This is a genomic window from Sphaerospermopsis reniformis (assembly GCF_005402885.1).
Taxonomy (GTDB): domain Bacteria; phylum Cyanobacteriota; class Cyanobacteriia; order Cyanobacteriales; family Nostocaceae; genus Sphaerospermopsis; species Sphaerospermopsis kisseleviana.
This window is the reverse complement of sequence record NZ_BJCE01000035.1, coordinates 1-26,359: the sequence shown is the minus strand read 5'-3', so window position 1 is coordinate 26,359 and position 26,359 is coordinate 1. Positions and strand designations below refer to the sequence as shown.

Sequence of the window (26,359 nt, the reverse complement as noted above, 5' to 3'; positions counted from 1 at the left end):
TGCTTACTTAAAATCAATAGGAAACAGAAAAGACAACTAATAGCTAATTTTCAATGCCCAATGCCCAATGCCCAATGCCCAATAATTAAATTATGCAATTTATCGATCAAGCAGTAATTGAAGTTCAAGCCGGTAAAGGTGGCGATGGTATCGTCGCTTTTCGCAGAGAAAAATATGTACCAGCAGGTGGTCCTTCTGGTGGTAACGGAGGAAAAGGTGGTTCAGTGATTTTTGTGGCTGATACCAACTTACAAACCTTATTAGACTTTAGATATAAACATATATTTAAAGCCGATAATGGTGGTCGTGGTGGTCCTAATAATTGTACAGGTGCAAACGGCAAAGATTTAATTATTGAAGTTCCCTGTGGTACTGCCATTTATGATGGGGAAACGGACGCTTTGTTATGTGATTTAGTTGAACCTGGACAACGTTTTCTGGCTGCTGAAGGTGGCAAAGGTGGTTTAGGAAATCAACATTTTTTAAGTAACCGTAACCGCGCCCCAGAATATGCCCTTCCTGGTTTAGAAGGTGAACATAAATTTTTACGTTTGGAGTTGAAACTGTTAGCAGAAGTGGGAATTATTGGTTTACCAAATGCTGGTAAATCAACTTTAATTTCTTCTTTGTCTGCTGCACGTCCGAAAATCGCTGATTATCCTTTTACAACTCTTGTTCCTAATTTGGGAGTAGTGAAAAAACCCACAGGTGATGGTACTGTTTTTGCAGATATTCCTGGTTTAATTGAAGGTGCTTCTCATGGTGCTGGTTTGGGTCATGATTTTTTGCGGCACATTGAAAGGACTAGGGTTTTATTACACTTAATTGATGCTACAAGTGAAGATGTAATTGGTGATTTCCATACTATTCAAGAAGAACTCAAAGCTTACGGAAGGGGTTTGGCTAAACGTCCGCAAATTTTGGCGTTAAATAAAATTGATGCGGTTGATAGGGCAAGTGTTGATTTAGAGGCTTTAGCTACACAATTAAATCATCTTTCTTTAGCTCCGGTTTTTATTATTTCGGCTGTAACTCGCACTGGTTTAGATGAGTTGATGCAGGAAATTTGGCGAGTGGTTGATGAAGTGAATGCTTTGGAAGCTGCGGAGGTTGGGGTGTAGTTGATGTAAGGATTTTGTTGAGTAAATGTCCGCAAATGCGGACTCATTTTTACTATTTTCGTAATTATTTGGAAACAATATCTAACAAAATATTGGACAGGCAAGATGCCTGTCCCACAAAGGTTTTAATTACATTATTTACACTTTAATAAACCAGCGTTTCTGATACATTAAAACCGCCACACCATACCAAAACAACAGGGTAAAAAGTGCAAATAAAAATGAACCGTTGGCATTTCCCGCCCACGATGCCAAGATATTTTGATAAATCCAATTGTAGATACTAATGGCATTTTCACCAGTACCAATTTGAATTCTTACTGTGACTTTGATTAACAAAACTGAGGCGATAAAAATAGCGATCGCATTTAACCCCATCACCTCAAAAGGTTTACTCCAGCGTTTTATCCCTCTCACTTCTATCAATTCATAACAACCCGCTAATAACATTAACCCCCAACCGCTGGTAAACAAAACATAGGAACTTGTCCAGAGTTTCTTGTTAATGGGAAATGCTACATCCCAAATAATTCCAATTACTAAACAACACAAACCAAATAAAACTAAATCCATGCTAGTTTGTGAATTAGCCTGTTTTTTATTTTTAATCCAGTCTCCTGCAAAATAACCGACTAAAACGCTAACTATTGCTGGAATTGTACTATATAATCCTTCTGGATCTCCCATGAAATTAAACCCATCACCTTTATATAAATGTGGTTTGGGAATAATTAATCTGTCAATAAATGCGCCAAAATTACCTTCCCGCGTCAGCACTCCCGCACCATAACCGGGAACAGGGACATACATCATTGTTATCCAATAACCAATAAGTAATATTCCTGCTAATATCCATTGACTTTTGCGGGGTAATTTTAAAACTATCAAAGATGCAAAAAGGTAAGTTAAACCTATTCTTTGCAATACCCCCATCAAGCGGAGACTACTAAAGTCAAAAGTCCAAACACCTTTATTCCAAAAGCCGTTAAGTATTAATCCTAATACAAAGAGAATAGCAGCGCGGCGCAGAATACGTAAGTAAACAGTTTTGGTAGGTTTGTTATTAGCGGTGTACTTTGATAAAGAGAAATTCATTGCTACACCAACAATGAACAGAAAGAAAGGAAATACTAAATCGGTGGGTGTACAACCGTTCCAGTCCGCATGATCTAAAGGGGGATATTTAGCCTCTGCGACTCCCGCCATATTGACAAGAATCATACCCGCAATAGTAATACCACGAAATACATCCAGTGAAGTCAGGCGCATAAGCGAAATAGTTTTTTTTGATGAATATTAAACTACCGTTATCAAGAAAAATTTATATACTAGTTACAAGGTAATATTTTGTTAAATATTGTTTGAATTTTGAATTTTTTAATATGGCTATCAACATTGGAGATACTGCACCTGATTTTAGTCTACCCTCTCAAGACGGTTCTACAGTCAGTTTAAAGGATTTTCGCGGCAAAAAGGCTGTCGTCCTTTACTTTTATCCTAAAGACGACACCCCTGGATGTACTGCGGAATCTTGCGCTTTCCGAGATCAATATGAAGTATTTAAAGCTGCTGGTGCTGAAGTCATCGGCGTAAGTGGTGACTCTAGCGAATCTCATCAGAAGTTTGCAGCTAAGTACAATTTACCTTTTACACTGTTGAGTGATAAAGGCGACAATGTTAGAAAACAATATGGTGCAACTACTGCTTTTGGTTTTATCCCCGGCCGGGTAACTTACGTAATAGACCAAAACGGCATTGTTAAATCTGTGTTTGATTCCATGTTTAACTTTAAAGGTCACGTTGAGGAAACCTTGAAAATGTTACAACAGTTGGCTGCAAGATGATTTGGTGATTGGTGATACAATTTTGGAGTTTGGATTTTGGAGTTTGGATTTTGGAGTTTGGATTTTGGAGTTTGGATTTTGGATTTTGGATTGTATTTCATGTACTCCAATCTAAAATCTAAAATCTAAAATCTAAAATCTAAAATCTAAAATCTTGTCCCAGTCCCCAGTCCCCAGTCCCCAGTCCCCAGTCCCCAGTCCCCAGTCTCCAGTACCCAATCACCTGAAATCAGACTTTAGACTTTTCCGGCATGGGAATATTACCTTGGGCGGTTTTGCCGTTCTTGCCGTTAGTTTGTCCGTTAGTGTTAGGGTTGCGGGGTTGAATGACACCATAACCGCCGTGGTTACGTTCATAAATAACGTTGATTTCTCCTGTTTCGGCGTTACGGAACATATGAAAGTCATGTCCTACAAGTTGCAGTTGTTCTTGCGCTTCTACAACTGTCATCGGAGGCATGGAAAAATACTTAGTCCTGACTACTTCTCCTGGTAGTTCAGGAGTGCGATCGCCGATTAAATCTGCTACTGGTTCGGCAACTACGGCTTCATTAGTTGGTATAGGCTGGGTTTTGTGTTCTTGTCTTCTTTCTTTGTATTTTCGCAGTTGACGGGATATTTTATCTGCCACCAAGTCAATACTTGCATATAAGTTCTCGCTGCTTTCCTCTGCACGGATGACGTTACCATTAGCATAAATAGTGACTTCAGCCGCTTGTCTAGTATTAATTCGCGGATTGCGAGCTACACTTAAATGGACATCTACTTCATTCGTGATGTTTTGAAAGTGACTAACTGCTTTTTCAATTTTTTGATGCACATATTCTCGAATTGCATCGGTAATTTCAATATTTTTGCCGTGGATGACAAGCTTCATGTAAACTCTCCCGCTAAATATTTAGCTAAATATTTATTTGATGTGAATGGGTTTTGTATGCACAGAGATTGCGGTAAGGTCTATCACTGCCGCCAATACAAATTGTGAACTGCTTTTAATGTAAGGCTTTTGTATTTGTTTCTCAAGTTGTTGCATCTTAACTATAAGTACCTCTAGCTTTGATTTAGTTTGTGAAACTCTGTGTTAGTATCCAACTGCTTGCCAGACAACTGGATCTGCAAAGAAAAACTTTCAATCAATCATTATTAGCTGTTCTGTACCTGCTTTTTCAGTTTGAGCAACTTTTATTTACAATTCTAGAAGTAGCTCCTCTTGTGATTCTTCTGTTGGCTTGCTCTTTCTATATATTAATTATGCCAGCCAGAATAGAAGTTTTGATTCTGATCGATGTCAACAACTTCTGAAGATACCATCAGCCATTCTATTTCTCTTGTTTTGGCGTGATGCTTATTGCAGGTAATTCCTCCCATCACCATTGAGGTTATATATTTAAACTAACACTTTCTTGTGGATAAAGTTTATTTCGTTGACTTTCCTTTAAGATCCTTTGCATTGCTTGACATTTGTTGACCCAATTCTTACTTTTTTGCAACATATATTCAGAGAATAGGTGACTGGGGACTGGTGATTGGTGATTGGTGATCTGTGATTGGGGACTGGTGACTGGTGACTGGTGACTGGGGACTGGTGACTGGGCATTGGGTTATTAACTTCCCCCTGCACCCTGCACCCTGCACCCTGCTCCCTTCCCCCTGCTCCCTGCTCCCTGCTCCCTGCTCCCTGCTCCCTGCTCCCTGCTCCCTGCTCCCTGCTTCCCCTCATTGATTTTTTCCATGATCCATACTCAGACACCTCACAAGCACCGCTGTTTTTTGTATAACAAAGAATTAATGCCTTATGTAGATGCTCTTCAATGGCAGCGATCGCTACTCAAAGAACGCATCAATAACCCCGATCTCGAAGATGTACTCATCTTGCTGGAACATCCGCCAGTTTACACTTTAGGACAAGGTGCAAATCCGGAATTTCTTAAATTTGACCTTGACAAAAGTGAATATAATGTGCATCGAGTTGAAAGAGGTGGCGAAGTTACTTATCATTGTCCTGGACAACTGGTAGGGTATCCAATCTTAAATCTGCAACGTTATCGTCAAGATTTGCATTGGTATTTGCGTCAACTTGAGGAAGTATTAATTCGTGTTTTAGCAAATTATGGTTTGCAGGGAGAACGCATTCCCGGTTTTACAGGTGTGTGGTTAGAAGGAAGAAAAGTTGCAGCTATCGGCATTAAAGTGAGTCGTTGGGTGACAATGCATGGTTTTGCTTTAAATGTTTGTCCTGATATGACAGGATTTAATCGCATTGTACCCTGTGGTATTACTGATAAGCCTGTTGGCAGTCTAGCAGAATGGATTCCCGGTATCATAAGTTTAGAAGTGCGTTCTTGTATAGCTCAGTCATTTTCCGAGGTTTTTGGTGTGGAATTAATAGATTCCCATTATGAATAATACACTAGCAGTCAGTATTCATGCTATACCAATAGCTAGACAAATAACATTATAACCATACATATATTAATTATTGTATAATAAAATACTGGTTATGTAGAGTATATGTGATCTCAGTAAAGCGATGGGGAAATTCCATAAATTTTCTGAGAAGATTATGATCTAAGTTACTTTTCAATCAAGGGAGAAATGGTAAAATTTTTATTTGGGTGTTGGTTGCGTTGGTGTTTAGTGATAGGTTTAAGTTGCTGGCTATTAGCTAGTTGTAGTGTGAATCCTAGTGTGGCAAAAACTCTGCGAGTAGCGACTGAACCAGCATTTCCACCGTTTGAGTTTCAACAGAATGGGGGAGAGTTACAGGGTTTTTCTATTGATTTAATGAAAGCGATCGCAACTGCGGCTAATTTCCAGGTAGATTTTCAAAGTTTACCTTTTGATGGCATCATTCCCGCATTGCAAGCTAAAACCGTAGATGTGGCAATTAGTTCAATTACCATCACTCAAGAAAGGTCAAAAACTGTAGATTTTTCTCGTCCTTATTTTAAAGCTGGGTTAGCGATAGCTATTCGCACAGATAACCAAGAAATTAATAGTTTTGAAAGTCTACAAAATAAAAAAATCGCCGTTCAAATTGGGACAACAGGAGCAGAAACAGCTAAAACTGTACCTGGGGCGCAGGTGAGCAGTTTTGATTCTGCACCATTAGCATTACAAGAATTACTAAATGGAAATGTAGACGCAGTTATTAACGATGCACCTGTTACATTATACGCCATTAATACAGGTAATCTCCAAGGAATCAAAGTTATACAACAATTACTCACAGAGGAATTTTACGGAATTGCTACTGCTAAAAAATCACCTTATTTATCTTTAATCAATCAAGGTTTGACAAAAGTATTAGAAAACGGGACTTATCCAAAAATTTATCAAAAATGGTTTAAGTCAACACCGCCAGTATTACCAGAAAAAACACTATTTGCAAATCAAAACGCCCCTACTGTAAATTCTTTAGGCTTAATATTGCAATCATTACCGAATTTATTAACTGGTGTTTTGGTGACATTGCAACTAGCAATTATATCAGTTTTCTTTGGTTTAATTGGTGGTTCATTCATAGGAATTATTCGCCTTTCGGCAATTAAACCTGTGCAGTGGTTAGCCAGAACTTATATAGATTTTTTCCGAGGTACACCTTTATTAGTGCAGATATTTATGATTTACTTTGGTATACCTGCACTTTGGCAAGAATTGGGTTTTACCTTATCATTAAATCGCCTCGTTGCGGGAGTCATGGCTTTAAGTTTAAATAGTGCTGCTTACATTGCAGAAATAGTTAGGGCTGGGATTCAATCAATAGAAATTGGACAAATAGAAGCAGCCAAATCATTGGGGTTAAATTCTGTACAAACTATGCGTCATGTAATTTTTCCCCAAGCCTTCCGGCGCATGATTCCCCCTTTGGGTAATGAATTTATTAGCTTATTAAAAGATACCAGTTTAGTTGCGGTAATTGGTTTTGAGGAATTGTTTAGAAAAGGACAGTTAATAGTTGCAGAAAATTATCGCGCCTTTGAAATTTACGCAGCGGTAGCTGTGATTTATTTATGTTTAACCTTGGTTTCTTCTCAAGCTTTTAGTCGGTTAGAAGCGTGGATGAATCCAGGAAAAAAGCCAAATGCAAAGATTTAATAATTTATGAATTATTCAGGAGTCAGGGTAATACAGCCGTTTCCTAAGTTATGAGGTACAAGGCTAACAGGCAGGATGCCTGTTCCACAAGGGTTTTATGATTTCCGTTTGTACCTGACTAAGATGAAATATGCTGTAAGTAGAACGACGGGAAAAAACCAAAGTATCTAAAGAAAAGTAAATTAATCTAAAAACCTCTCTTGCCTTTTGCCTCTTGCCTCTTGCCTTGTCATAACGACAATTTTTAACGCCTACCTACTTAGTTGTCAGTTGTTACGATTTTTGAAACAAGAAGATGATTTTCTCTAACTCTAGTCTAAATTAATGAAAAGTTAGGGGTAAACCCGTACACAGGGATAATGTTCACAGATATTCGAGACTATCAAATTCTCTTTCTCAGTGTATTCCTGATTTTAGGAATTGCTGCTAGGGACTGGACATTGCGGCCTGAGTTGATTTTAATTGCGATCGCCACTTGTCTAGTCACACAATGGATATTGTCATTATTCATTAGTCATTGGTCATTATTAACTACCACAGCAAATGACAATAAGTTAACATTTAATTTCCGTAGTTCTTTAATTACTGCTTTAGGACTTAGTTTACTACTACGGGCTGACCATTGGACAACTATGGTTTTAGCCGCAGCAACGGCAATAAGTAGCAAATTTATCTTGAAAACAGGTGATAAGCATTTTTTCAACCCTGCCAACTTTGGCATTATTTCCGCCTTATCCCTTACCTCTGATGCTTGGGTTTCCCCTGGACAATGGGGGGACGAATGGTGGTATGGACTGTTATTTTTTGGTACAGGAGGAATGATTTTACAAAAAGTTGGTCGTTGGGACACTACCGCAGCTTTTTTAAGTGCATATTCCCTACTAGAAGCAGTGCGTAATATTTGGCTAGGTTGGACTTGGGATGTTTACTTACATCGGTTAATGAGTGGTTCGTTAATACTGTTTGCATTATTTATGGTGACAGATCCCCGATCTATTCCTAACGCTCCCATCGGTCGTATAATTTGGGCAGTTTGTATTGCCATTTTTACCTTTATTTTGCGAAATTATTTCTTTCTTTCTACCGCAGTTTTTTGGGCTTTATTTGTCCTTGCGCCGTTAACTGTTCTCTTTGATAATCTTTGGTTTTCTCCTAGATTTTCTTGGTTGCAAGAAGATTAGCAGTTTAATAAGATTGGCAGGAAAATATTTTTACCAATTCCCAATACCCAATCACCAATCACCAGTCACCAATCACCAGTCACCAATCACCAATTATCAATCACCAGTCACCAATCACCAATCCCCAATCACCAGTCACCAATCACCAATCCCCAATCACCAATCACCAATCACCAATTACCAAAAAAATGAAAAAATTTCGTTTATTCATTCCCTTAATCATAGCACTTTTCGCTGTTTTATCTTTTGCCCCTACAGCTTTAGCATTTTGTGGTTTTTATGTTGCCAAAGCTGATACTAAATTGTACAACCAAGCTTCTCAAGTAGTCATTGCGCGAGATAGTAATAAAACAGTATTAACAATGGCTAATGATTTTCAAGGTGACATTAAAGATTTTGCAGTTGTCGTACCTGTACCCACAGTCATCAAAGAGGAACAAGTGCGGGTTGCTCAACCTAATATTATTGAAAGATTAGATGCTTTTAGCGCCCCTAGATTGGTAGAATATTTTGATGAAGATCCTTGTTCTCCACAAATAAGACCACAGTCAATGTTAGCACCAACTGCCGCTGCAAGAGGTGGAAGTTCTGAAGAAAAAACAATGGCAGATAACAGTTTGGGTGTGACGGTTGAGGCACGGTTTAATGTGGGTGAATATGATATTTTAATCCTCAGTGCTAAAGAGTCTAATGGTTTGGAAACTTGGTTAAATCGCAATGGTTATAAAATTCCCAGAGGTGCAAATCAATTATTAAAACCTTACATTCGTTCCTCTATGAAGTTCTTTGTTGCTAAAGTTAACTTAGATAAATTTGAGGAATCTGGTTATCAATTTCTCAGACCTTTACAAATTGCTTATGAATCACCCAAGTTTATGTTACCCATTCGTTTGGGTATGATTAATGCTAATACTGAACAAGATTTGATTGTTTATATTCTCTCACCTCAAGGACAAGCAGAAGTTACTAACTACCGCACAGTAAAAATTCCTTCTAATATGAATATTCCTGTGTTTGTGAAAAACGAATTTGGGGACTTTTATAAATCTATGTTTCAAACTTCTTACACCAAAGAAGATAAAAAAGTAGCATTTTTAGAATATGCTTGGGATATGGGTAATTGTGATCCTTGTTCTGCTCAACCTCTGAATACTGAAGAACTCAAACAAGCTGGTGTATTTTGGTTAGATAATAATGGTAATAACAATAATAGAATCGCACCAGGTTTTGGTTTTCCGTTTTCTAATAATAATGTTTACATCACTCGTTTGCACGTTCGCTATACTCGCAATAAGTTTCCTGAAGATTTGATGTTTCAAACAACTTCTAACCGGGAATCTTTTCAAGGACGTTATGTTTTACAACATCCGTTTACAGGTAATTTACAATGTTCTGCGGGGAGAGAATATAAAAGATCATTACCCCGACGTTTTGAAAAAGAAGCACAAACTTTAGCCCAGTTGACAAATTGGAAAATTCAAGACATTCGCCAAAAAATGAGAATCTCTGTGGGAAATATCACAAATTCTTGGTGGGAAAGTTTCTTAATGTTTCTAGGATTATAAACTATTCTCTCAGACTTTTTTCAAAGTTTTAGTTTGTGAGTTGAAGAACTGGGGTATCCCCCTAACCTTTATCTAAAAAAGGGGGATAAATTCTTTATTAGTCAGGACTTACGCAAAAGATCACGAAAGTACAGGTAATTCATGAGTACGGGTAATTCATGAATTACCCCTACGCAATAATCAGCTTTTTAGTCCTATTTTGCGTAAGTCTTCTTAGTGCATTACCAACATATATTTTGAACTATGAATAGTAAGAAAAAAATCAAGAAATTTAATCTTTGGTGGCGATATTCACTTTTATTTATGGTGCTGTGGGTTACTCCTCCTACTATGCACTTTATTAGCCAAGCTTTGCGTGGGTATCCTTTGGATATTAACTATTTCTGGAGTGAACTTTCTTTGTTTCAAATTTCTAATCTTGGTTTTTATAATGGTTCTGGTGGTAGTGATTGGAAAATTGGACAAGCACAGGTTAATATTTGGAATGCAGAACAGTTGCGAACCGTAACAGAGTTAAGAAATTTTGCTTTAAATTTAGTTAATAGAGATAGAAAACTTAATAATTTACCGCCTTTAGTAGTAGATAATGTACTATCACAAGCTGCTCAAATTCATGCAGAAGATATGGGAGAAAAGAGATATTTTGATCATATTTCTCTGGATGGGAAAAGTCCTTATGATCGTTATGTTGCAGTGGGTGGTAATAGTAATTTAGGTGTAGGTGAAAATATATATCAAAGTTCAGGAACAGGTTTAGGGTTAACTTATGGAGAGGTGGAAAAATTCCAACGTGGTTGGATGTATAGTAATGGACATAGAAAGAATATTCTTTTACCAGAATATAAAAAGTTTGGTTATGGCATAGCTATGGGGAAAGATGGTAGTATTTATGCAGTGCAAATGTTTAGTAATTAATTTTTAGGAGTCAGTAGGGGCGAAGCATTCGGAAAATAGCCTTTTCATAAAATTGATAATTGATTGCCCGAATGCTTCGCCCGTACAGTAAGAATAAATACTAATGACTAACAACTAATGACTAATAACTAATAACTAATGACTAATAAAGTGAGATATCCTTATAAATGATAGAGATTGGCTTAAAGAAGTAGAATGAAACTGGCAGCAAGAGTAAGTCAGGTGACACCCTCGATCACCTTAGCGATCGCAGCTAAAGCTAAGGCCATGAAAGCTGAGGGTATTGATGTTTGTAGTTTTAGCGCGGGAGAACCAGATTTTGACACTCCAGCCCATATCAAAGCAGCCGCAGCTAAAGCTTTGGAGGAAGGAAAAACTAAGTATGGTCCTGCTGCTGGTGAACCCAAGTTAAGGGAAGCGATCGCCAACAAGCTAAAAAGCGATAATGGTCTTGATTATAAATCAGAGAATGTGTTAGTTACCAATGGCGGTAAGCATTCTCTCTACAATTTGATTGTGGCATTAATTGATCCGGGTGATGAGGTGATTATCCCTGCACCCTATTGGTTAAGTTATCCCGAAATGGTAACGTTAGCTGGTGGGAAGTCGGTAATTGTCAATACAGATGCTTCCAATGGCTACAAAATCACCCCAGAACAGCTAAAAAAAGCGATTACCCCAAAAACTAAGTTATTTGTCCTTAACTCCCCTTCTAACCCCACAGGGATGGTGTACACACCAGAGGAAATTAAGGCTTTAGCTAAGGTAATTGTTGATGCTGATATTTTAGTTGTTTCTGACGAGATATACGAAAAGATCCTCTATGATGGTACAGAGCATATCAGTATTGGTTCTTTAGGTGCGGATATTTTTGCCCGGACTTTGATCAGTAATGGTTTTGCTAAGGGTTATTCTATGACAGGATGGCGTTTAGGTTATTTAGCTGGACCATTGGAAATTATTAAAGCAGCGAGTACCATTCAAGGACATAGTACATCTAATGTGTGTACCTTTGCTCAATATGGGGCGATCGCTGCTTTGGAAAGTTCCCAAGAATGTGTAGAGGAAATGCGTCAAGCGTTTGCTAAACGTCGTCAGGTGATGTATGACAGACTTAACGCTATTCCGGGGTTAAGTTGTCCTAAACCCGATGGTGCTTTTTACCTATTCCCAGATATCAGCAAAACCGGTTTGAAGTCTTTGGATTTTTGCAACGCTTTGTTAGAAGAATTGCAAGTTGCTGTTATTCCTGGTGTAGCTTTTGGTGCTGATGATAACATCCGCCTTTCCTACGCTACGGATATGGCAACTATAGAAAAGGGGATGGATAGGTTAGAGAAGTTTGTGCGATCAAAGATATGAGGTGACAGGTGATAGAAAGTAGTTTTTTAGTAGGGGTTTATCTGTTAGCTTCCACACCCGCCAGAGAATAAATTCTCTGTCTCATAGCTCAAGTCCGTTAAAACGGACTAATCAATTTTCCTAGTGTTTAGTCATCTTTAGATGACTTTCTCTATTAGCAAGGAACTTGAGTTCCTTGCGCGATAGAGGTTTTATGTTAAGTTGATACCAATGTCCCCACCTCTTTTCTTAACTGTCACCTGTCACCTGTTCCCTGTAACCTATAAAATGTCATATTTTTGACATTGTTCTATCAGTTTTTTCTTGATGAGCGATCGCACGTTTTCCGGTGAGACTATTTCGCAATTTTCCCCATAACGCAACACTTCCCGCACCAACCAAAAAGGGTTTGACACTTTTCTGATCACTTGACGCACTTCTCCTACAACTTCGTTACTGATGTCATTGGGTTTTGCTTCATAAGCTTTCACCATTCCCCCATAAAAGTGTAAGTGTATTTTTAGGGTATCTAGCCCTTCATGCCGCCATTGTCCGTTCACTGGGACAACACCTTTGATTCTATCCAGACGTAAACAACGGTTATGTATTAGTTCTGGAAAGTCAGGTTTAACAATATCTTCAGTTTCATCACACCAAATATTTAAGTAAAAACGCTTTTCCTCAAAAGCAATTTCCGCATAACGCACTGTAAATGATACATCCTGTCCTTGAGAATTGGTATAGAGTAAGTGAAATGGTTGTTGACTTTGGCGAAATTGATCTGCAAGTATGCGCCATGCTTCCGTCGGTTGGCTAACTTGTTGAAGTAGTAATTGACGCATCGGTGGTTCAAGCTGACCACGTTCAAGTAACAAACTAGAGACAGTTTGCGCTTGTTCAATAAAACCGGAATCCTTGAGTATTCCTATAGCTTGCTGGAGTGCGGTTACTTGTGTGGAATTGAGGGTGAAAGGTTCACCGACTTCAAACTCTTTTTGGGCGATCGCTACAAGTAAACCAGAGATACTAGGGGATTTTCCCCAGAAGATCCGCAATTTGCGGGCGATTTCTTCTAGTTGTTCCTTTGTTCCAGCCGGAATTGACAGTGTAATTGTTTCTTTTTTCCTATTCATCTAAAAAGTGTAACTACATTATTGACATATTGCTGATTTACAGTTATTGTATCTGTATACAAGGGGGATAGATAAATGAAATGAGGAAAAATACAAGGTTACTATCTATGCAGATACAAAAAAAGCCAGAGTCTAGCTCTGGCATACAAGCCCTCATAGGGATTAATGAGTGTATTAAAGCCTTGATCACATCTCTTCTATAATTTCAATCCCTGATAGGGATTAGGTTTTAGTTTCAAGGCTTCTCTAGTATACATCTTGGGCAAAGCTAATGGAAAATTTTTTATTTTGCTTTCACATCTCTCCTATAGACCTAAAAATAAATGCTATGATTAGGAGAACTGAAAGAAAGTCATTCCAGTTCACCTGTGTTGAGTGGTATCTCATAGGTTAACACTGATATGGCTTCTTCGGCGCAAACCTATTGACATGATTTCTTATGAAAGAAAATCTGCCTGATCGTATGCTTCAGCTTATGTCAGATGCTTCTTGGTATTCTACAGAGGAGCTAGTCGAAAAAATTAGCCACCGGTTTTCTGCAACTATGCACGTTCTCAAGAAACAAGGTTATCAATTTGAAAAAAGACGTACTCACGGTCAAAAGTATGAGTATAGATTAGTAAAAGAGTCAAAAGCGATCGCTTCGCTCGCCATAGGCAACACTTAAAAAGAATTTCTGACATACTGGGGGTAGTTTCTCCTACTCCCATTTTCTAAAAATAGTAGCTAGTGAGGTCAAAAACAGAAGTGTTGAATGTTAAGATTTTGAGGATATTGTCTAAGTTGTGCATTGGTATTGGTGATACCAAATTTGAGCAATTAATGACTCTATTCTCAATAGACAATGGATTTTACCTGGGTAAAATGCAAAGATTGTAAAGTTTTATTGCAGGATTCAACACTTGTGGGTCAAAAACTATGACCGATGATAATTTGCTGTCCAGAATTTCCATTGATCCAAATAAAGCATTTTTCGCTAAATAGGTAAACAATGAACGAACAAACATTACTAGAAAGAATCACATTTAACCCCCAAATCTTTGGCGGTAAACCCATAATTCGTGGTCGTCGTCTAGCTGTTGAACATATTTTAGGAATGTTAGCAGCAGGAGATACCATTGAAACTTTGCTAGAAGCATATCCCTGGTTAGAAAGGGAAGATGTGCAAGCCTGTTTAATTTACGCAGCAATTTGATATCTTTACTGGTATCGGCCAGATAATTTTAGTAATTAAAAATGTTGATGAATTTTTTCTAAGGTTATTTATGAAAATAAAATTACTTTCTACATGGTCTAAATATTCCGATACATACGTTAATAATATCCAACTTGTTACTCATCAAAAAGAAGTTTGGGATGCAATAAAAAATTATCAAGTTGTATTTGACACTGCTTTAACTGGTGACGGTAAAACTTTAGCTGCTTTGCTTCCAGCATTTGATAAAACAAGTAAATTAGGGAAAGGTTTATTTAACTATCCTACAAATGAGCTTATTCGTGATCAAGGAAAACAAATAGGAAAATGGAAAAATCAATTTAATCTTGAGTTACAAGTGGGTGAACTCACAGGATCTAAATTAGCTTCATATATGAGTGAAGAAGGTTTTAACAAACTAGAAACACTACGAAATGTAGCTGATGATAATAATATAGTTGTCACAAATCCTGATATTTTTACGTTAATTCATCGCTTACATTACGATAGTAGAGGTGGTAATAAAGCTCGTTTAGCTGAAACTTGGTTTAATCAATATCGCTACATAGTGTTTGATGAATTTCATATTTTTCATGCTCCACAAATTGCTAATGTATTGGATGGTATTGCTTTTAATAGAGCAAGTGTAGGAGAGCGTTTTGCAGCAAAATTTCTTTTTCTGTCTGCTACCCCAGATAATGTTTTATTAAAGGTTCTTGATAAAGCAGGGATTACTACTAAAATCATTCAAGGTGAATATGAACATGGTTTAAAAACAAGTAATACTCATCGGAGAATTTTACATGAAGTAGATTTAGATTTAGTTACATCTGAACAAAGTAATGGAGGAATTGAAAATTGGGTAGTTGATAATTTAGAATATATCAAACAATTCTTTTCTCAATATCCTAATTCTAAGGGACTGATCATTGCTAATAGTGTATTTGCTGCTAAACGGATCGTCAAAACTCTAGAAAATGCCAACTTAGGTTTAAGTATAGGAGAAAATACAGGGCTAACTGGTGCAAAAGTTAGAGAAGATGCAATGAGTAAACAATTAATTATTGCAACTTCTACAGTTGATGTTGGTGTAGATTTTGAGATCAATTTTCTGGTTTATGAATCTTTAGATGCAGGTACGTTTATTCAGCGTTTAGGAAGATTAGGAAGACATGATGGGTTTCCAAATTACCAAGCTATAGCATTAGTTCCAGATTGGGTAAAGGATAGGTTTTCTGCAATTTATGGTAATGAAACTGAAGTAGACAGAGAAAGTTTTTTCCAAAATGTTAAAGAAAAAGTCTACCAAAAGCCTCAAGAATTTCAGCGATATTTAAGCCGTTGGGGTTGTGTTCTTTCTACAATTAGGTTTTGTTTGCTTAATCAGCAAAAGGATCAATATCAAACTTTGATTAAAGGTTATGAGCAAGAAGCTAATCGAATTGTTGGTAAAACGCCTTATTGGTCTAGGTTAAATGAACTGAAAGAACACAGAATGATTATTCAGGATTTGTCAACTTTTCGCGGTGGAGGACAATTAGATATATGGATTCATGACCCAAATACAAACGCAGTCAAAAGTATTAGTTTAATACGTTTACTTGCAGGAACAGATTTTGAACTGATATCAGAGGAGGAAGCAAAAGAAATAAGTGAGAGATTCAATGAACCATTTTATAAAAATAATTTGGGAATATATGCAAAGATCACACAATATTTAAGTAGCTATGAAGCTGTTGCATTGATTTTTACAGACAAATTAGATAGGTTACAACTAAACATAGCACAAGAAAGAAAAGGGTTTTTTATACAGAATCGTCATGGGCAAATTAAAAAGATAAATGAAAAACTGGAATATTTACCCATTACAACTTGTGTTGCTGACTCTGTTAAATATGATATCAAAACATTGCGCCGACGTTATAGATTACCTGCTTTGTTTGAGCTACATAAAGTAGTTGATTCTAGTAATCAAGAATATGCTGTAGCTTTTGGTTTAGATGCACTGCTGTTAGATAGTCTTCTTTATTGGCAAAAAACTAATGAAATATTTTTTGCAGGAGAGTAAACAATGATAGATAATTTAGATTGGTTAACACCTGAAAGTTATGGTAAGCCAGTTATACCAGAAAAAGAACCTCCTTTAGTAGTTTTAGCATTAGAGACTTTAAATAATGCTGAGGATCAAGTTCTGCGAGATTGGATAGAAAAGGTATTTCCTAATATTCTTGATTCTTTCAGCCTTAAACCAGCAAAGGGAATGAGTTTAGAAGCGGCTAAGGAATTAGCTGTTAATGTTAACCCAGATAAGAAAGAAAAGATCATCAATAAATTGGTTGACCTTCCAGATCAAAGTTTAGCGATACATCTTTTAAATGCTGCTGTTGGTGGTTGGACTCTAGTTAAATTAGCCAATTTAGAGGAACTTCAACAAAGGTTGTATTTAGCTGCTGTGACTCTGCACGATCTCAATAAAATTTTACTCAAGCAATTGGGTAATGTGCGGATGGATGGTAAAGAAGGGGATAAATACCATCATTATTTTAATATTTGGGCGGAAACTTTAGGACTGTGGAAATTTATTAGCAGTGAATATTGGCAAGATATAGCTTTCCTCGCTCAAAATGCTGAAGATGCAAGAGGAGCAAATTTGACTCTTGCTAATTTCCAAGATATAAAATTATCTCCTGAAGATTTAATGGGTTTAGCTGAATTTGTCCGTTTTGCTGATTTATTAGCGTCTATGGCTCATCGTCCAGATAGTTTATATGAAGAAAAGATTCGGGCAATTGTACGACGTAGGTTAAAAGATAAATATGTTATTCGCCACCATCGAACCATAGAAAACCGGGGGTTATTAACTCAAATAATTCACAATGCAGTATTAGATAAAGCCAAGGAAGTTGGATGGATAGCTTTTTTATTCTTTCCTGATGGAATTACATACTTTGCACCAAAGGATAGTGAAAAACCAGATTTATCTAATCTAGCTGAAATAGTGCGATCGCAAATCCTAAAAACTGCTACTAAAGGTTTGAGTAATCTTATCAAACGTGATAAAACAAAAGGGATTATTAGCTGTAAGCCTGATATGCTTGAAGTAGCTGAAATTAATGATGCTGCGGAAACGCTTATTCGGCAAATATTTAATTTCCTGGGTAATCAAAGAACCCCAATGAGTGGAAAGCGAAAGGAAGAAATACAAGAAATTTCTACTGAGTTAAAAAATTTGAATTTTGATTATCCGACTAATCTACAGGTAGATAGGTTAGGAGAAGGACTTAGAGGATTAGTAGGTGTTTTAGAAGTTTATTATAAAACTTCCTATGAGAATGCAACTCAAGCTTTACTCAAGGCGCTTGATATGCAAGATTATCTGGAAGATTTACTTAATATTCCTAGACCTGGTGGTAAACCTCTTGGATGGTATTACTTGGCTGGCCATTACATTGGTAAACATGGCAATTTAAATGATACTGAACTTGAAAATGTAATGTTAAAAGCCATCCAACAAGTGGTTACAGAATGGGGACAACCAGAACGCTTAAAATCCTTCGCTTTTCTTGATAGTTATATTGCTCAAGTTTTGGATCTTAGTGACAGTGATAAAAAACACGATTTTGAAAAAGAATTAAATCGTTATCACCGCAACAAAGCCAATCGTAAACGTGAACCAATATGTGCTGTTTGTAATAGTGCGTTTGATGTACGAGAGGAATTTTCTAGTTACACTAACAAACGAGTTACAAGCCTTTCTAAAGAGTCTTTACGTGGAATTTGTACAGTTTGCCAAGCTGAAAAACTACTGCGTAGTTATTCTTTAAACCGGGGTTTAGAAGCTGATGATGATATTATTTACCTGCATCTTTATCCAGATTATTATTTCACGCCAGAAACCGCTCGAATTATGAACCGAGCCTATAAAAGCTTTGCTCAAAATGTCTTTTCTGATTTAGATAAAGAGTTAGCAAAACATAACTATGACCCTAAATACATACCTCGTGCAGATGTTTTTAGAGTAAGTGCTGATTCTAAAGAAAATGAGAAACGACGAGTTGAAAAAGTGGAATATCCAGAAGGACAAATGCACGGCTATTATCTTTTAGGAGTTCCCGCATTATTTAAAAAACCAACTGATACCGAAGTATGGCATATACCAGCATTACTAACATTAATTGCACCTTTAACCTTTGGCGTTAAATTAGTTGCTAGTCGTTCAACTCTTCCACCATACGACTCAGGAGCAGATTTTAAAGAAACTGCGATTTTGGATGGTGTACATACCTACTGGCAACACAGTATCAAACAATCTAGTTTCCGTTTAAATGAATTGATTACTGCTATTCCTGCGGCTTTTGCTGTGTATGCTTTAACATCCCAAGCATACCGCGATAGTAGAAATTTTACCGTCTGGAATGCTTTAAATAATGTTTCACAATCTTTGGATACTAGCCCTTTGTATGTATTTCACTATGCAGATCGCATAATCGAAAATATCAAAAAGGAGGAACGCAAGAAAAAAACAAATCAGTTTAGTGATCCAGCAATTATTGTTGCTAAAAAATTGCTGAATTATTACCAACTTTTGATTGATTACTACAAAGGTGAAGACCCCATGAACATGATTAAAGACTTAGTTGATAAATATGCTCGTTTTTATCGAGCATCAGCTAAAAATCCCTCTGCATATACAAGGCTTCGACCTTTAAATATAGCTGCAAAAGTCATCTTAGAAAGTCAACCGAATACGGCTGAATATGACCTGCAATTAATGATAGAGGGTTACTTGTTTTCTCTGGTAGATGGTGTACTCAATAACAATAATGAAGGTTATATACCATCGGAAGTAGTTAAGGATAAAAGCCAGCGTGAAACTGTCATTCAAGACTTTTCTCAATACTTTGTCAAAGAGGTATTTCAGAACTATTGTAGGGCAGAGCGATCGCTTCTCAGACAAAATATTAATCTGATTCGTCATGCGTCGGAGGCTTGGTATATCAAACAGTACATCAAGAAACCTGAAGAAAAAACACAAACATCAGACAATAAGGAGTCAAATTAATGTTTGAACAGTACAAAAAACATTTTCAAGAATCTATTCCTCGTATTCCTGGAGCTAAATATGCTCACTTTATAGTTCTCAGAGAAACAGATTCTTATGCAGTATTTAAAACTGATGGAGAACTAAACGTAGCCAGAGTTAGAGCAGGAATTAATGATTCACAAGTAATTAGTCGTTTAGTGCTTTTCAAACGTAAGCAAACCACTCCTGAACGTTTAACAGGACGTGAATTATTGCGGCGTTATGAAATCTACGACCAGATTAAAAATCAACATAAAAAAGACTGCGCTTACAATGAAAATCCTTGTGGAGTATGTCCTGATTGTGTTATTTACGGTTATGCAGTAGGTAAAGGTGGTGCAGATAATTCTGGTTCAGAAAAATCCAAAGTTTTTATAGATTCTGCTTACGCTGTTCCTAAATATGAAGAATCTCACGGAACTTTTACCCTGAATGCACCCTATGAAGATGGAACAATGACACAAGGAACAGACACCACTAATCGTTTTAGTGAACAAGATCATGTGTTACCAGAAATTCCTTTTCCCAGTGTGGTTACATTACGCGATCCAACACCAAATACATTTTTGTATCTGCTGAATAATTTACAACGTACCAAACGTTATGGCGCTCAAACTACACGAACTGGACAAGTCAGAAATACAGTTGTAGCCATAATCTTTGCTGATGGTGAAATTTTCAGCAATTTGCGATTAACTCAAAAAATTTACGACATTATTGGAGATGTTTTACCTCCTTATGACACCACTGCTATCACATCAGCTACAGAACAAGCTGTTAATGAATTAATTCAAAAAGACGGAGTTTTTTATGAATTAATTTCAAAAGAAGCACTTGTATCTCTTCAAAATGAAGCTCAATCTATTCTTGGTAATGAAGATAATTTCAAACAATGGATGAACTCATTAACACAAGATACTCTAAATTATGCAAAAACCGCAGGTGTTTTGAAAGAAGAAAAAGCGGAAAATACTAATACCAGAGGTAAAAAGAAAAATAAAAAGAATACCTCTGAAGAGGAGGAAACATAATGTATGCAAATTTATCGTCTTCTCCTTACCTTACAAGATCCAGTGTATTTTGCTACTCGTGAATTAGGTAGACTGTACATAACAGAGCAATATTTACATAATTATGCTCTAACTTACGCTCTTGGTTTAGCAAAAAGCAGCTATTACGACGCAGAACATATACCTCATTATGAAAGAGATTTAGAACCTCTCAATCATCAAGGTATTTATATTACACCTGCGCGTCCTTTAGAATCTGCTTATGTTACCCATACTTATAAATGGGCTAACCTCAATTATCACGTCAAAATGGAGCAAATTAGTAAGAATATACCTACCTATGGACGTATTCGTGAATTAGCACCAGAAAGTCAATTTGAGTTTTTTCTTATCTCTCAAAAAGAAATCAAATTACCTAAATGGATTCGTTTAGGTAAATGGATGAGCAAAGCAGAAATTACAGTGGAAAAATTACCCCAACCCAAAACCAAAACTGATTTATTCACCTGTACTCATCCCTTAAATCCTTTGGATGTCATGTTTACTAATCAAATAATTAGCTATGATGTAGTAAATATGCCGCCAGTTAGCCTAATTCAAAATGTGCAAATGCGAGGAGAATATTACTATTTTGATGATGTCAAAAATGTAAAACTTCCCAAACAAATGCAATATAGATTTAAGGCTTAAAATCTCAGATCACCCTCAACTTAAAAAAGGGGGCTTATAACTTTTGTGGGGTGGGCATACTTCGACAAGCTCAGTACAAGTCTTGCCCGCCCATAAATTGCAATTTATCTATGTGTTGACTTATCTAAGGTCATCAATTAAACCTCATTCCAGACACCTATAAATTTCTTTATCGTTTAGAAAATGATCAAATTACCGAGATTGAAACTGAGGAAAATTAGATAATGACCATTCTCGATCCCTCTCAGTCTTATACCTTTAGCAAATATTTTGAGATGCACATTTCCCCTCAAGATTTTGCTCAAGAATTTGGCTATACATTCACTCGAAAACGTTTGAATTTACCCCAATATCAACAAAACCTAGACCGATTAACAGAACTGCAAGAAAGACTTGATGAAATTCTCCCATACTTTGATTTAGCTAATGAAACAAGTCGCAGAGAAGTATTAATTTCTCCCATCATTTTAGACTTAGTTCACTATACAAAATCACAGGTGAGAATTGAATATCAAATTAAAGTCAGTGAACAACTACAAGGTTACTTTGATTATCTCATCAAAAATCGCCATAACCTCTTAGTAATTGAAGCTAAAAAAGAGGATTTAGATTATGGTATGACACAACTTTTTGCAGAATTAATCGCCCTAGATCAATGGCAAGAAAATCCACAACAAACTCACATTATTGGTTCAGTTACCACTGGCAAAATATGGGAATTTGCTCAACTAGATCGCATTAATAAACATCTCATTCAAGGACTTGATAGTTATCGTGTTCCTGATGATTTAGACCCCCTAATGCGGATTCTAGTTCAAGCACTCATTTAGCGGTAAATATGCCTCCAGTTAGCCTGAGTCAAAATGTACAAATGCGAGGAAAATATTACTATTTTGATGACCTCAAAAATGTAAAACTTCCCAAACAAATGCAGTACAAATTTAAGGCTTAAAATTTCAGATCCCCCCAACCCCCCTTTTTAAGGGGGGCTTTAAGAAATTACTAACCATTAATAATTATGCCCCACAGTCTCATCCTCAATATCACCCCCCAATCCCCCATCTACCCCAATTTCCTCTCCGGTAGACACTATCACGCCTTATTCCTGAATCTAGTCAGTTCTGTTGATAGAAAATTAGGCAACTATCTCCACGAATCAAACGCCGATAAAGCCTTTACTCTCTCACCTTTACAAATCCAAAACAGAAATAAAACTCAATTCCTGATCCTACAATATAATCATCAACAACCAATTCCTGCTGGTACTCCCTGTTGGTGGCGCATCTCTTTATTAGATGACAATTTATTTAGTCAACTCACACCTTTATGGTTGAATCTTAACCCGGAACAACCTTGGCATTTAGGATCTGCTAATTTATTTATTACCAGCATTCAAGGTACACCCCAATCTACCCAACCTTGGGCTAATGTTTGTACATATCCTCAATTGTATGAAGCAGCAAGTGAAACAGAAAGGATCATTAATTTTATCTTTTCCACACCTGTAGCCTTTCGTCAAGGTGGTTTTGATAATGTTTTACCTACCAAAGAATCTGTTTTTAATAGTTTGTTGAATCGCTGGAATAAATATAGTGGAATTGAATTAACTAATATTCCCCTGGAATCAATTTATCCTAGTGCTTTTAATATCAGAACTGAGGTTATCAGCAACTATGAAAATAAATTTATTGGTTGTCTAGGTGATATTAGTTATCGCATTTTAGGGGATGTGGAAGCAACAAGAATTAAACAAATTAATGCTTTAGCTGACTGCGCTTTATATGCAGGTATTGGGAGAAAAACGACTATGGGAATGGGTATGGCCAGAAGAAAGTAGGTTGGGTTGACGCAAGGAAACCCAACATCATCACAGGAAAAAATTTTGTTGGGTTTTCTCAACCCAACCTACAAATTAGTTTGTTTATTGTTTTGAAAATCAAATGAGTAATGCTGTTTCTCTTACTGCTGAAGGTAGGAAAATTTTTCTCACTAATTATGAGAAGAAAAAACAATCAGATTTTAAACATCCAGTAATGGGTAAAAAATGTACTTATCGAGAATCTTTTGAATTACAAGCTCGGTTATTAGCTAAATATTTGATGGGAACAACTGACAAGTATCCACCTTTGTTTATTAGGTGACAGGTGACAGGTGACAGGTGATAGGTGACAGTAAATATTTTATTACTCAATCACCAATCACTGATTCATTATCAATTATCAATTTTCAATTATTAATTTATGAATGTTGTTGTTTCTTACGATATTTCTGAGGATAAGCGGCGGACTAAAATTCACAATATCCTCAAGTCTTATGGCCAATGGGTACAGTATAGTATTTTTGAATGTGAATTGACTGATACTCAGTATGCCAAACTGCGATCGCGTCTCCATAAGCTGATCAAGGCTGATACTGACAGCATCCGTTTCTATTTCCTTTGTGCTTGCTGTCACGGTAAGATAGAAAGAATCGGTGGTGAACAACCCCGCGATCACACTGTTTTCTTTGCTTGATGCGCGGATGGGTGGGTGTAAAAATTTTAGGTGAACAAAAAATGGCTGAAATTATCTCTATACAAGGCTTTCATGATTTTTATCCAACTCACCCACCCGCGCACTTTACACAGCAAGAGTTTCAGCCATTTTACCCCTTGACACAATTTCTGAAATCGACTATTATTATCTCATTCGCGCAATTGAACCTTGAAAACTACATATATATAGGCTTTCAGCCGCCCGCTATTGCAATTTCCATTACTCCCTATTAGGGATTGAAACATTTGAGGCGCAGTCAATCTCAAATACTCCCAGAGCATATTGCAATTTCCATTACTCCCTATTAGGGATTGAAACACTAAAGAACCCAGATAAACCAATTACCTTTAGGATAATTGCAATTTCCATTACTCCCTATTAGGGATTGAAACATTGACGGCATAACCTACAAAGCCGCCACAGGGTTATTGCAATTTCCATTACTCCCTATTAGGGATTGAAACGGTGCCAATACTGTGAATGCTCCACTATGCAATTGCAATTTCCATTACTCCCTATTAGGGATTGAAACTGCTGATTTCCCTCAATCCCTTGCTATTCAAGTCTTGTAGATTGCAATTTCCATTACTCCCTATTAGGGATTGAAACATGATATCCTTTGCCCATTTGATCTGCTTTTCAGATCCGGTTAATTGCAATTTCCATTACTCCCTATTAGGGATTGAAACCTCTCAAGTTGAGGACGCGGTAACTTCCCGCATTATGGCACGGTGGTTGAAATTTCACTTACTCCCTATTAGGGATTGAAAAATTATTTTAACAGTGGTGGTTGTGGTGGCGGTTGCAGTTAAAATTACTCATAATCCTGTAAATCCTAAAATCCTGGACATCCTGATTCAGACAAGTTGAAATTTCCAATAATCCCTATGAGGAATTGAAACCTAAAAATCTCTATTTTTGTTTTCAGAAAACACTCTTAAATACTGTCACCTGTCACCTGTCACCTGTCACCTCAAAAATCCCATTTCCTGTAAACCCTGACGCAACCTTTTAGCCTCTTGCGGATTATCTTTTTCATGGAGAGCGATCGCATATTCAAAAGCTGCCAAACTATTCTTCACATCACCCACTCTCAACAACACCACCCCTAAATTTTGATAAGCTTCCGCATAATCAGGATTTAAAAAAACCGCATGATTATAAGCATCAATCGCCTCAACAAACAAACCCATTGCTTTAAACACCATCCCCAAATTATAATACCCAATCACAAAACGATCATCAATTTTCAAAGCAGTTTCATAAGCATTTTTCGCCCCTGGCAAATCTCCCATCGCTTTCAACAAATTACCCAAATTATTATATCCTCCTAATTTCAACAAAGGATAAATAGGTAATTTAACCGCCGCTTGATAATAAGAAATCGCCAAAGAATAGTTTTTCAAATGTGTATGAGCAATACCCAAATGATAATTTAACTCATACAAAATATCATAATTTATTTCTTGAATATCTTGATCCCACAGATTTCTCACCTGATTAGAAGGTGAATCTTTCAACCAAGCAAAAGGTTTTTTATCTGTTTTTTTGCGACTACCAACAATCTGAATTAAACCCCGATTTAATAACTCTATTCCCTCATTAACTTTACCCATTTCCACATACAACGCCCCCAACTTACTGCAAACATAAGCATCATCTGGATGATTTGCAAAAAATTCCAGCATAGCAGTTGCAGCTTTAGCATATTTATTTTGTTGGTTAATAGCAGATTTTTGATATCCAGTATGCAAAATAGCAACCTGTGGTAAATAACCAACTTGCCAATAAGTTTCTTTATTTAAAATCGCCGCAATACTATCATCAACCAAAGCATGATAAGGACGTTCAAATCTAATTTCTGGATGTTTACGAAATAAGCGAGAAACCAAAGAATAAGGTGATTGAGTTGCACCAACTTCTTGACGCACCAAATTGATTAATATATAATCATCTGTATTAATCGCTTCTCTAATTTGTGGTGCAATTTCTGGTGCAAGAACTTCATCAGCATCTAACACCAAAACCCAGTCACCAGTCACATATTTTAAAGCCTCATTCCGCGCCGCACTAAAATCATTACACCATTGAAAATAATGTAATTTAGCACCAAATTGTTGAGCAATTTCCGGCGTTTTATCAGTTGAACCCGTATCTAAAACTACAATTTCATCCACCAAATTTTGCACACTTTCCAAACACCTTGGTAAAGCAGCTTCTTCATTTTTAACAATCATGCACAAACTGAGTTTCATAATTTTTATTATATAATTTGCAATTCGTAATTCTTAATTAATAAGACCTTTTCCCAATCACCAATCACCAATCACCAATCACCCTTACAAAGACCGAATTAAATCCACAAAACCATAAATACTAACACTGAGTAAAAGACAAGCTGTAAATTGGGTAATTAATCTTTGGTAAAGAGGTGGGTGAACATTTTCCCTGATAGATATTGTTTCCCGAACCAAAATAGAAATTGAAGCCCCAAGTACAAAACTTAAACCCAGCACCAAATATGTACGTGATGGGTCGGGATTTTCTCTGCGTTCCTGAATTTCTGCATACAGAAGTTGGTCAGCTTTATTTTGACGACGTTCCTGTATTTCCCAAAGTGTGGAAAGACCAATCACTTTTTGTAACGCT

General features: G+C 36.7%; 24 protein-coding genes, 2 pseudogenes and 1 CRISPR repeat array. Of the genes and pseudogenes, 20 read left to right on the top strand and 6 right to left on the bottom strand.

What is annotated here, in order from left to right; all coding sequences use genetic code 11:
* Positions 1–92: 92 nt before the first annotated feature.
* Positions 93–1,121: a GTPase ObgE gene (obgE, locus tag FFR48_RS07475; protein WP_096572078.1), complete on the top strand. Its 1,029-nt coding sequence runs from the start codon at positions 93–95 to the stop codon at positions 1,119–1,121.
* 138 nt (positions 1,122–1,259) lie between these two features.
* On the opposite strand, the gene FFR48_RS07470 is transcribed toward obgE, so the two are convergent.
* A complete protein-coding gene (locus FFR48_RS07470; RefSeq protein WP_137666924.1) occupies positions 1,260–2,390 on the bottom strand; it encodes an acyltransferase family protein in 1,131 nt (376 codons plus the stop codon).
* Positions 2,391–2,503: 113 nt separating this feature from the next.
* On the opposite strand from FFR48_RS07470, the gene FFR48_RS07465 reads away from it, so the two are divergent.
* Entirely contained in the window at positions 2,504–2,965 is a 462-nt protein-coding gene (locus tag FFR48_RS07465; protein WP_137666923.1) for a peroxiredoxin, read from the top strand.
* A 229-nt stretch (positions 2,966–3,194) separates the two neighbouring features.
* Here the strand turns inward: FFR48_RS07465 and hpf are convergent, their stop codons facing one another.
* Together hpf and FFR48_RS07455 are read right to left on the bottom strand one after the other, a co-directional pair.
* Positions 3,195–3,842, bottom strand: coding sequence for a ribosome hibernation-promoting factor, HPF/YfiA family (hpf, locus tag FFR48_RS07460; RefSeq protein ID WP_137666922.1), 648 nt, complete (start codon positions 3,840–3,842; stop codon positions 3,195–3,197).
* Positions 3,843–4,400: 558 nt separating this feature from the next.
* Positions 4,401–4,586: a hypothetical protein gene (locus FFR48_RS07455; protein ID WP_162501857.1), complete on the bottom strand. Its 186-nt coding sequence runs from the start codon at positions 4,584–4,586 to the stop codon at positions 4,401–4,403.
* A gap of 110 nt (positions 4,587–4,696) precedes the next feature.
* Here FFR48_RS07455 and lipB point away from each other — a divergent pair, with 110 nt between their 5' ends.
* From lipB to FFR48_RS07420, 7 genes are all read left to right on the top strand, one after another.
* Positions 4,697–5,371: a lipoyl(octanoyl) transferase LipB gene (lipB, locus tag FFR48_RS07450; RefSeq protein WP_137666920.1), complete on the top strand. Its 675-nt coding sequence runs from the start codon at positions 4,697–4,699 to the stop codon at positions 5,369–5,371.
* A gap of 189 nt (positions 5,372–5,560) precedes the next feature.
* The gene (locus FFR48_RS07445) at positions 5,561–7,063 is read left to right on the top strand and encodes an ABC transporter permease subunit (RefSeq protein WP_137666919.1); all 1,503 of its coding nucleotides are present in this window, start codon (positions 5,561–5,563) and stop codon (positions 7,061–7,063) included.
* Between the two features lie 356 nt (positions 7,064–7,419).
* Complete coding sequence (locus tag FFR48_RS07440) at positions 7,420–8,244, top strand: RnfABCDGE type electron transport complex subunit D (RefSeq protein WP_137666918.1); 825 nt, start codon at positions 7,420–7,422, stop codon at positions 8,242–8,244.
* Positions 8,245–8,257: 13 nt separating this feature from the next.
* A complete protein-coding gene (locus tag FFR48_RS07435) occupies positions 8,258–8,539 on the top strand; it encodes a hypothetical protein (protein WP_137666917.1) in 282 nt (93 codons plus the stop codon).
* Positions 8,433–9,809, top strand: coding sequence for a DUF2330 domain-containing protein (locus FFR48_RS07430; RefSeq protein WP_137666916.1), 1,377 nt, complete (start codon positions 8,433–8,435; stop codon positions 9,807–9,809). The genes FFR48_RS07435 and FFR48_RS07430 overlap by 107 nt, the downstream gene beginning before the upstream one ends.
* Positions 9,810–10,052: 243 nt before the next feature.
* Positions 10,053–10,724 (top strand): CAP domain-containing protein, encoded by a 672-nt coding sequence (locus FFR48_RS07425; RefSeq protein WP_137666915.1) that lies wholly within the window; start codon positions 10,053–10,055, stop codon positions 10,722–10,724.
* A gap of 195 nt (positions 10,725–10,919) precedes the next feature.
* Positions 10,920–12,086 carry a pyridoxal phosphate-dependent aminotransferase gene (locus FFR48_RS07420; RefSeq protein ID WP_137666914.1) on the top strand — a complete coding sequence of 389 codons (1,167 nt, stop codon included), beginning with the start codon at positions 10,920–10,922 and terminating at the stop codon, positions 12,084–12,086.
* 260 nt (positions 12,087–12,346) lie between these two features.
* On the opposite strand, the gene FFR48_RS07415 is transcribed toward FFR48_RS07420, so the two are convergent.
* Positions 12,347–13,198 (bottom strand): helix-turn-helix transcriptional regulator, encoded by an 852-nt coding sequence (locus tag FFR48_RS07415; protein ID WP_137666913.1) that lies wholly within the window; start codon positions 13,196–13,198, stop codon positions 12,347–12,349.
* A 463-nt stretch (positions 13,199–13,661) separates the two neighbouring features.
* Between FFR48_RS07415 and FFR48_RS07410 the strand changes: the two genes are divergently transcribed.
* The 11 genes and pseudogenes from FFR48_RS07410 to cas2 all read left to right on the top strand — a co-directional run bounded on the left by FFR48_RS07410 (position 13,662) and on the right by cas2 (position 23,689).
* A complete protein-coding gene (locus FFR48_RS07410) occupies positions 13,662–13,865 on the top strand; it encodes a hypothetical protein (RefSeq protein WP_236104022.1) in 204 nt (67 codons plus the stop codon).
* Between the two features lie 324 nt (positions 13,866–14,189).
* Positions 14,190–14,393 (top strand): DUF433 domain-containing protein, encoded by a 204-nt coding sequence (locus tag FFR48_RS07405; protein WP_137666911.1) that lies wholly within the window; start codon positions 14,190–14,192, stop codon positions 14,391–14,393.
* 70 nt (positions 14,394–14,463) lie between these two features.
* Complete coding sequence (gene cas3 / locus FFR48_RS07400; RefSeq protein ID WP_137666910.1) at positions 14,464–16,461, top strand: type I-D CRISPR-associated helicase Cas3'; 1,998 nt, start codon at positions 14,464–14,466, stop codon at positions 16,459–16,461.
* A gap of 3 nt (positions 16,462–16,464) precedes the next feature.
* Complete coding sequence (gene cas10d, locus FFR48_RS07395) at positions 16,465–19,455, top strand: type I-D CRISPR-associated protein Cas10d/Csc3 (RefSeq protein ID WP_137666909.1); 2,991 nt, start codon at positions 16,465–16,467, stop codon at positions 19,453–19,455.
* Positions 19,455–20,507 (top strand): type I-D CRISPR-associated protein Cas7/Csc2, encoded by a 1,053-nt coding sequence (gene cas7d, locus FFR48_RS07390; RefSeq protein WP_137666908.1) that lies wholly within the window; start codon positions 19,455–19,457, stop codon positions 20,505–20,507. Before cas10d ends, cas7d begins: the two co-directional genes overlap by 1 nt.
* A gap of 3 nt (positions 20,508–20,510) precedes the next feature.
* Positions 20,511–21,176 (top strand): type I-D CRISPR-associated protein Cas5/Csc1, encoded by a 666-nt coding sequence (gene cas5d, locus FFR48_RS07385; RefSeq protein WP_137666907.1) that lies wholly within the window; start codon positions 20,511–20,513, stop codon positions 21,174–21,176.
* A 224-nt stretch (positions 21,177–21,400) separates the two neighbouring features.
* Entirely contained in the window at positions 21,401–22,006 is a 606-nt protein-coding gene (locus FFR48_RS07380) for a type I restriction enzyme HsdR N-terminal domain-containing protein (protein WP_137666906.1), read from the top strand.
* Between the two features lie 2 nt (positions 22,007–22,008).
* Positions 22,009–22,128 (top strand): annotated as a pseudogene (locus FFR48_RS29330) (type I-D CRISPR-associated protein Cas5/Csc1); the annotation flags it as partial.
* 66 nt (positions 22,129–22,194) lie between these two features.
* Complete coding sequence (gene cas6 / locus FFR48_RS07370; RefSeq protein ID WP_137666905.1) at positions 22,195–23,013, top strand: CRISPR-associated endoribonuclease Cas6; 819 nt, start codon at positions 22,195–22,197, stop codon at positions 23,011–23,013.
* Between the two features lie 103 nt (positions 23,014–23,116).
* A pseudogene (locus FFR48_RS07365) lies at positions 23,117–23,317 on the top strand (type I-D CRISPR-associated endonuclease Cas1d); the annotation flags it as partial.
* Between the two features lie 99 nt (positions 23,318–23,416).
* A complete protein-coding gene (gene cas2 / locus FFR48_RS07360) occupies positions 23,417–23,689 on the top strand; it encodes a CRISPR-associated endonuclease Cas2 (RefSeq protein ID WP_096572095.1) in 273 nt (90 codons plus the stop codon).
* Between the two features lie 227 nt (positions 23,690–23,916).
* A CRISPR array of direct repeats spans positions 23,917–24,481; the repeat unit is 37 nt; unit sequence ATTGCAATTTCCATTACTCCCTATTAGGGATTGAAAC.
* A gap of 197 nt (positions 24,482–24,678) precedes the next feature.
* Here cas2 and FFR48_RS07355 read toward each other — a convergent pair.
* Together FFR48_RS07355 and FFR48_RS07350 are read right to left on the bottom strand one after the other, a co-directional pair.
* Complete coding sequence (locus FFR48_RS07355; protein WP_137666904.1) at positions 24,679–25,965, bottom strand: glycosyltransferase; 1,287 nt, start codon at positions 25,963–25,965, stop codon at positions 24,679–24,681.
* Between the two features lie 84 nt (positions 25,966–26,049).
* Positions 26,050–26,346, bottom strand: coding sequence for a cytochrome P450 (locus FFR48_RS07350; RefSeq protein WP_236104024.1), 297 nt, complete (start codon positions 26,344–26,346; stop codon positions 26,050–26,052).
* Between the last annotated feature and the right edge of the window lie 13 nt (positions 26,347–26,359).

Bases quoted from the DNA above. Each gene is read 5' to 3' on its own strand.
- FFR48_RS07410 (WP_236104022.1), top strand. From the start codon at position 13,662: ATGCTTCAGCTTATGTCAGATGCTTCTTGGTATTCTACAGAGGAGCTA.
- FFR48_RS07465 (WP_137666923.1), top strand. From the start codon at position 2,504: ATGGCTATCAACATTGGAGATACTGCACCTGATTTTAGTCTACCCTCT.
- FFR48_RS07470 (WP_137666924.1), bottom strand. From the start codon at position 2,390: ATGCGCCTGACTTCACTGGATGTATTTCGTGGTATTACTATTGCGGGT.
- FFR48_RS07380 (WP_137666906.1), top strand. From the start codon at position 21,401: ATGACCATTCTCGATCCCTCTCAGTCTTATACCTTTAGCAAATATTTT.
- FFR48_RS07415 (WP_137666913.1), bottom strand. From the start codon at position 13,198: ATGAATAGGAAAAAAGAAACAATTACACTGTCAATTCCGGCTGGAACA.
- cas10d (WP_137666909.1), top strand. From the start codon at position 16,465: ATGATAGATAATTTAGATTGGTTAACACCTGAAAGTTATGGTAAGCCA.
- FFR48_RS07445 (WP_137666919.1), top strand. From the start codon at position 5,561: ATGGTAAAATTTTTATTTGGGTGTTGGTTGCGTTGGTGTTTAGTGATA.
- obgE (WP_096572078.1), top strand. From the start codon at position 93: ATGCAATTTATCGATCAAGCAGTAATTGAAGTTCAAGCCGGTAAAGGT.
- FFR48_RS07430 (WP_137666916.1), top strand. From the start codon at position 8,433: ATGAAAAAATTTCGTTTATTCATTCCCTTAATCATAGCACTTTTCGCT.
- cas2 (WP_096572095.1), top strand. From the start codon at position 23,417: ATGAATGTTGTTGTTTCTTACGATATTTCTGAGGATAAGCGGCGGACT.
- cas3 (WP_137666910.1), top strand. From the start codon at position 14,464: ATGAAAATAAAATTACTTTCTACATGGTCTAAATATTCCGATACATAC.
- lipB (WP_137666920.1), top strand. From the start codon at position 4,697: ATGATCCATACTCAGACACCTCACAAGCACCGCTGTTTTTTGTATAAC.
- cas6 (WP_137666905.1), top strand. From the start codon at position 22,195: ATGCCCCACAGTCTCATCCTCAATATCACCCCCCAATCCCCCATCTAC.
- FFR48_RS07425 (WP_137666915.1), top strand. From the start codon at position 10,053: ATGAATAGTAAGAAAAAAATCAAGAAATTTAATCTTTGGTGGCGATAT.
- FFR48_RS07420 (WP_137666914.1), top strand. From the start codon at position 10,920: ATGAAACTGGCAGCAAGAGTAAGTCAGGTGACACCCTCGATCACCTTA.
- cas5d (WP_137666907.1), top strand. From the start codon at position 20,511: ATGCAAATTTATCGTCTTCTCCTTACCTTACAAGATCCAGTGTATTTT.
- hpf (WP_137666922.1), bottom strand. From the start codon at position 3,842: ATGAAGCTTGTCATCCACGGCAAAAATATTGAAATTACCGATGCAATT.
- FFR48_RS07355 (WP_137666904.1), bottom strand. From the start codon at position 25,965: ATGAAACTCAGTTTGTGCATGATTGTTAAAAATGAAGAAGCTGCTTTA.
- cas7d (WP_137666908.1), top strand. From the start codon at position 19,455: ATGTTTGAACAGTACAAAAAACATTTTCAAGAATCTATTCCTCGTATT.
- FFR48_RS07405 (WP_137666911.1), top strand. From the start codon at position 14,190: ATGAACGAACAAACATTACTAGAAAGAATCACATTTAACCCCCAAATC.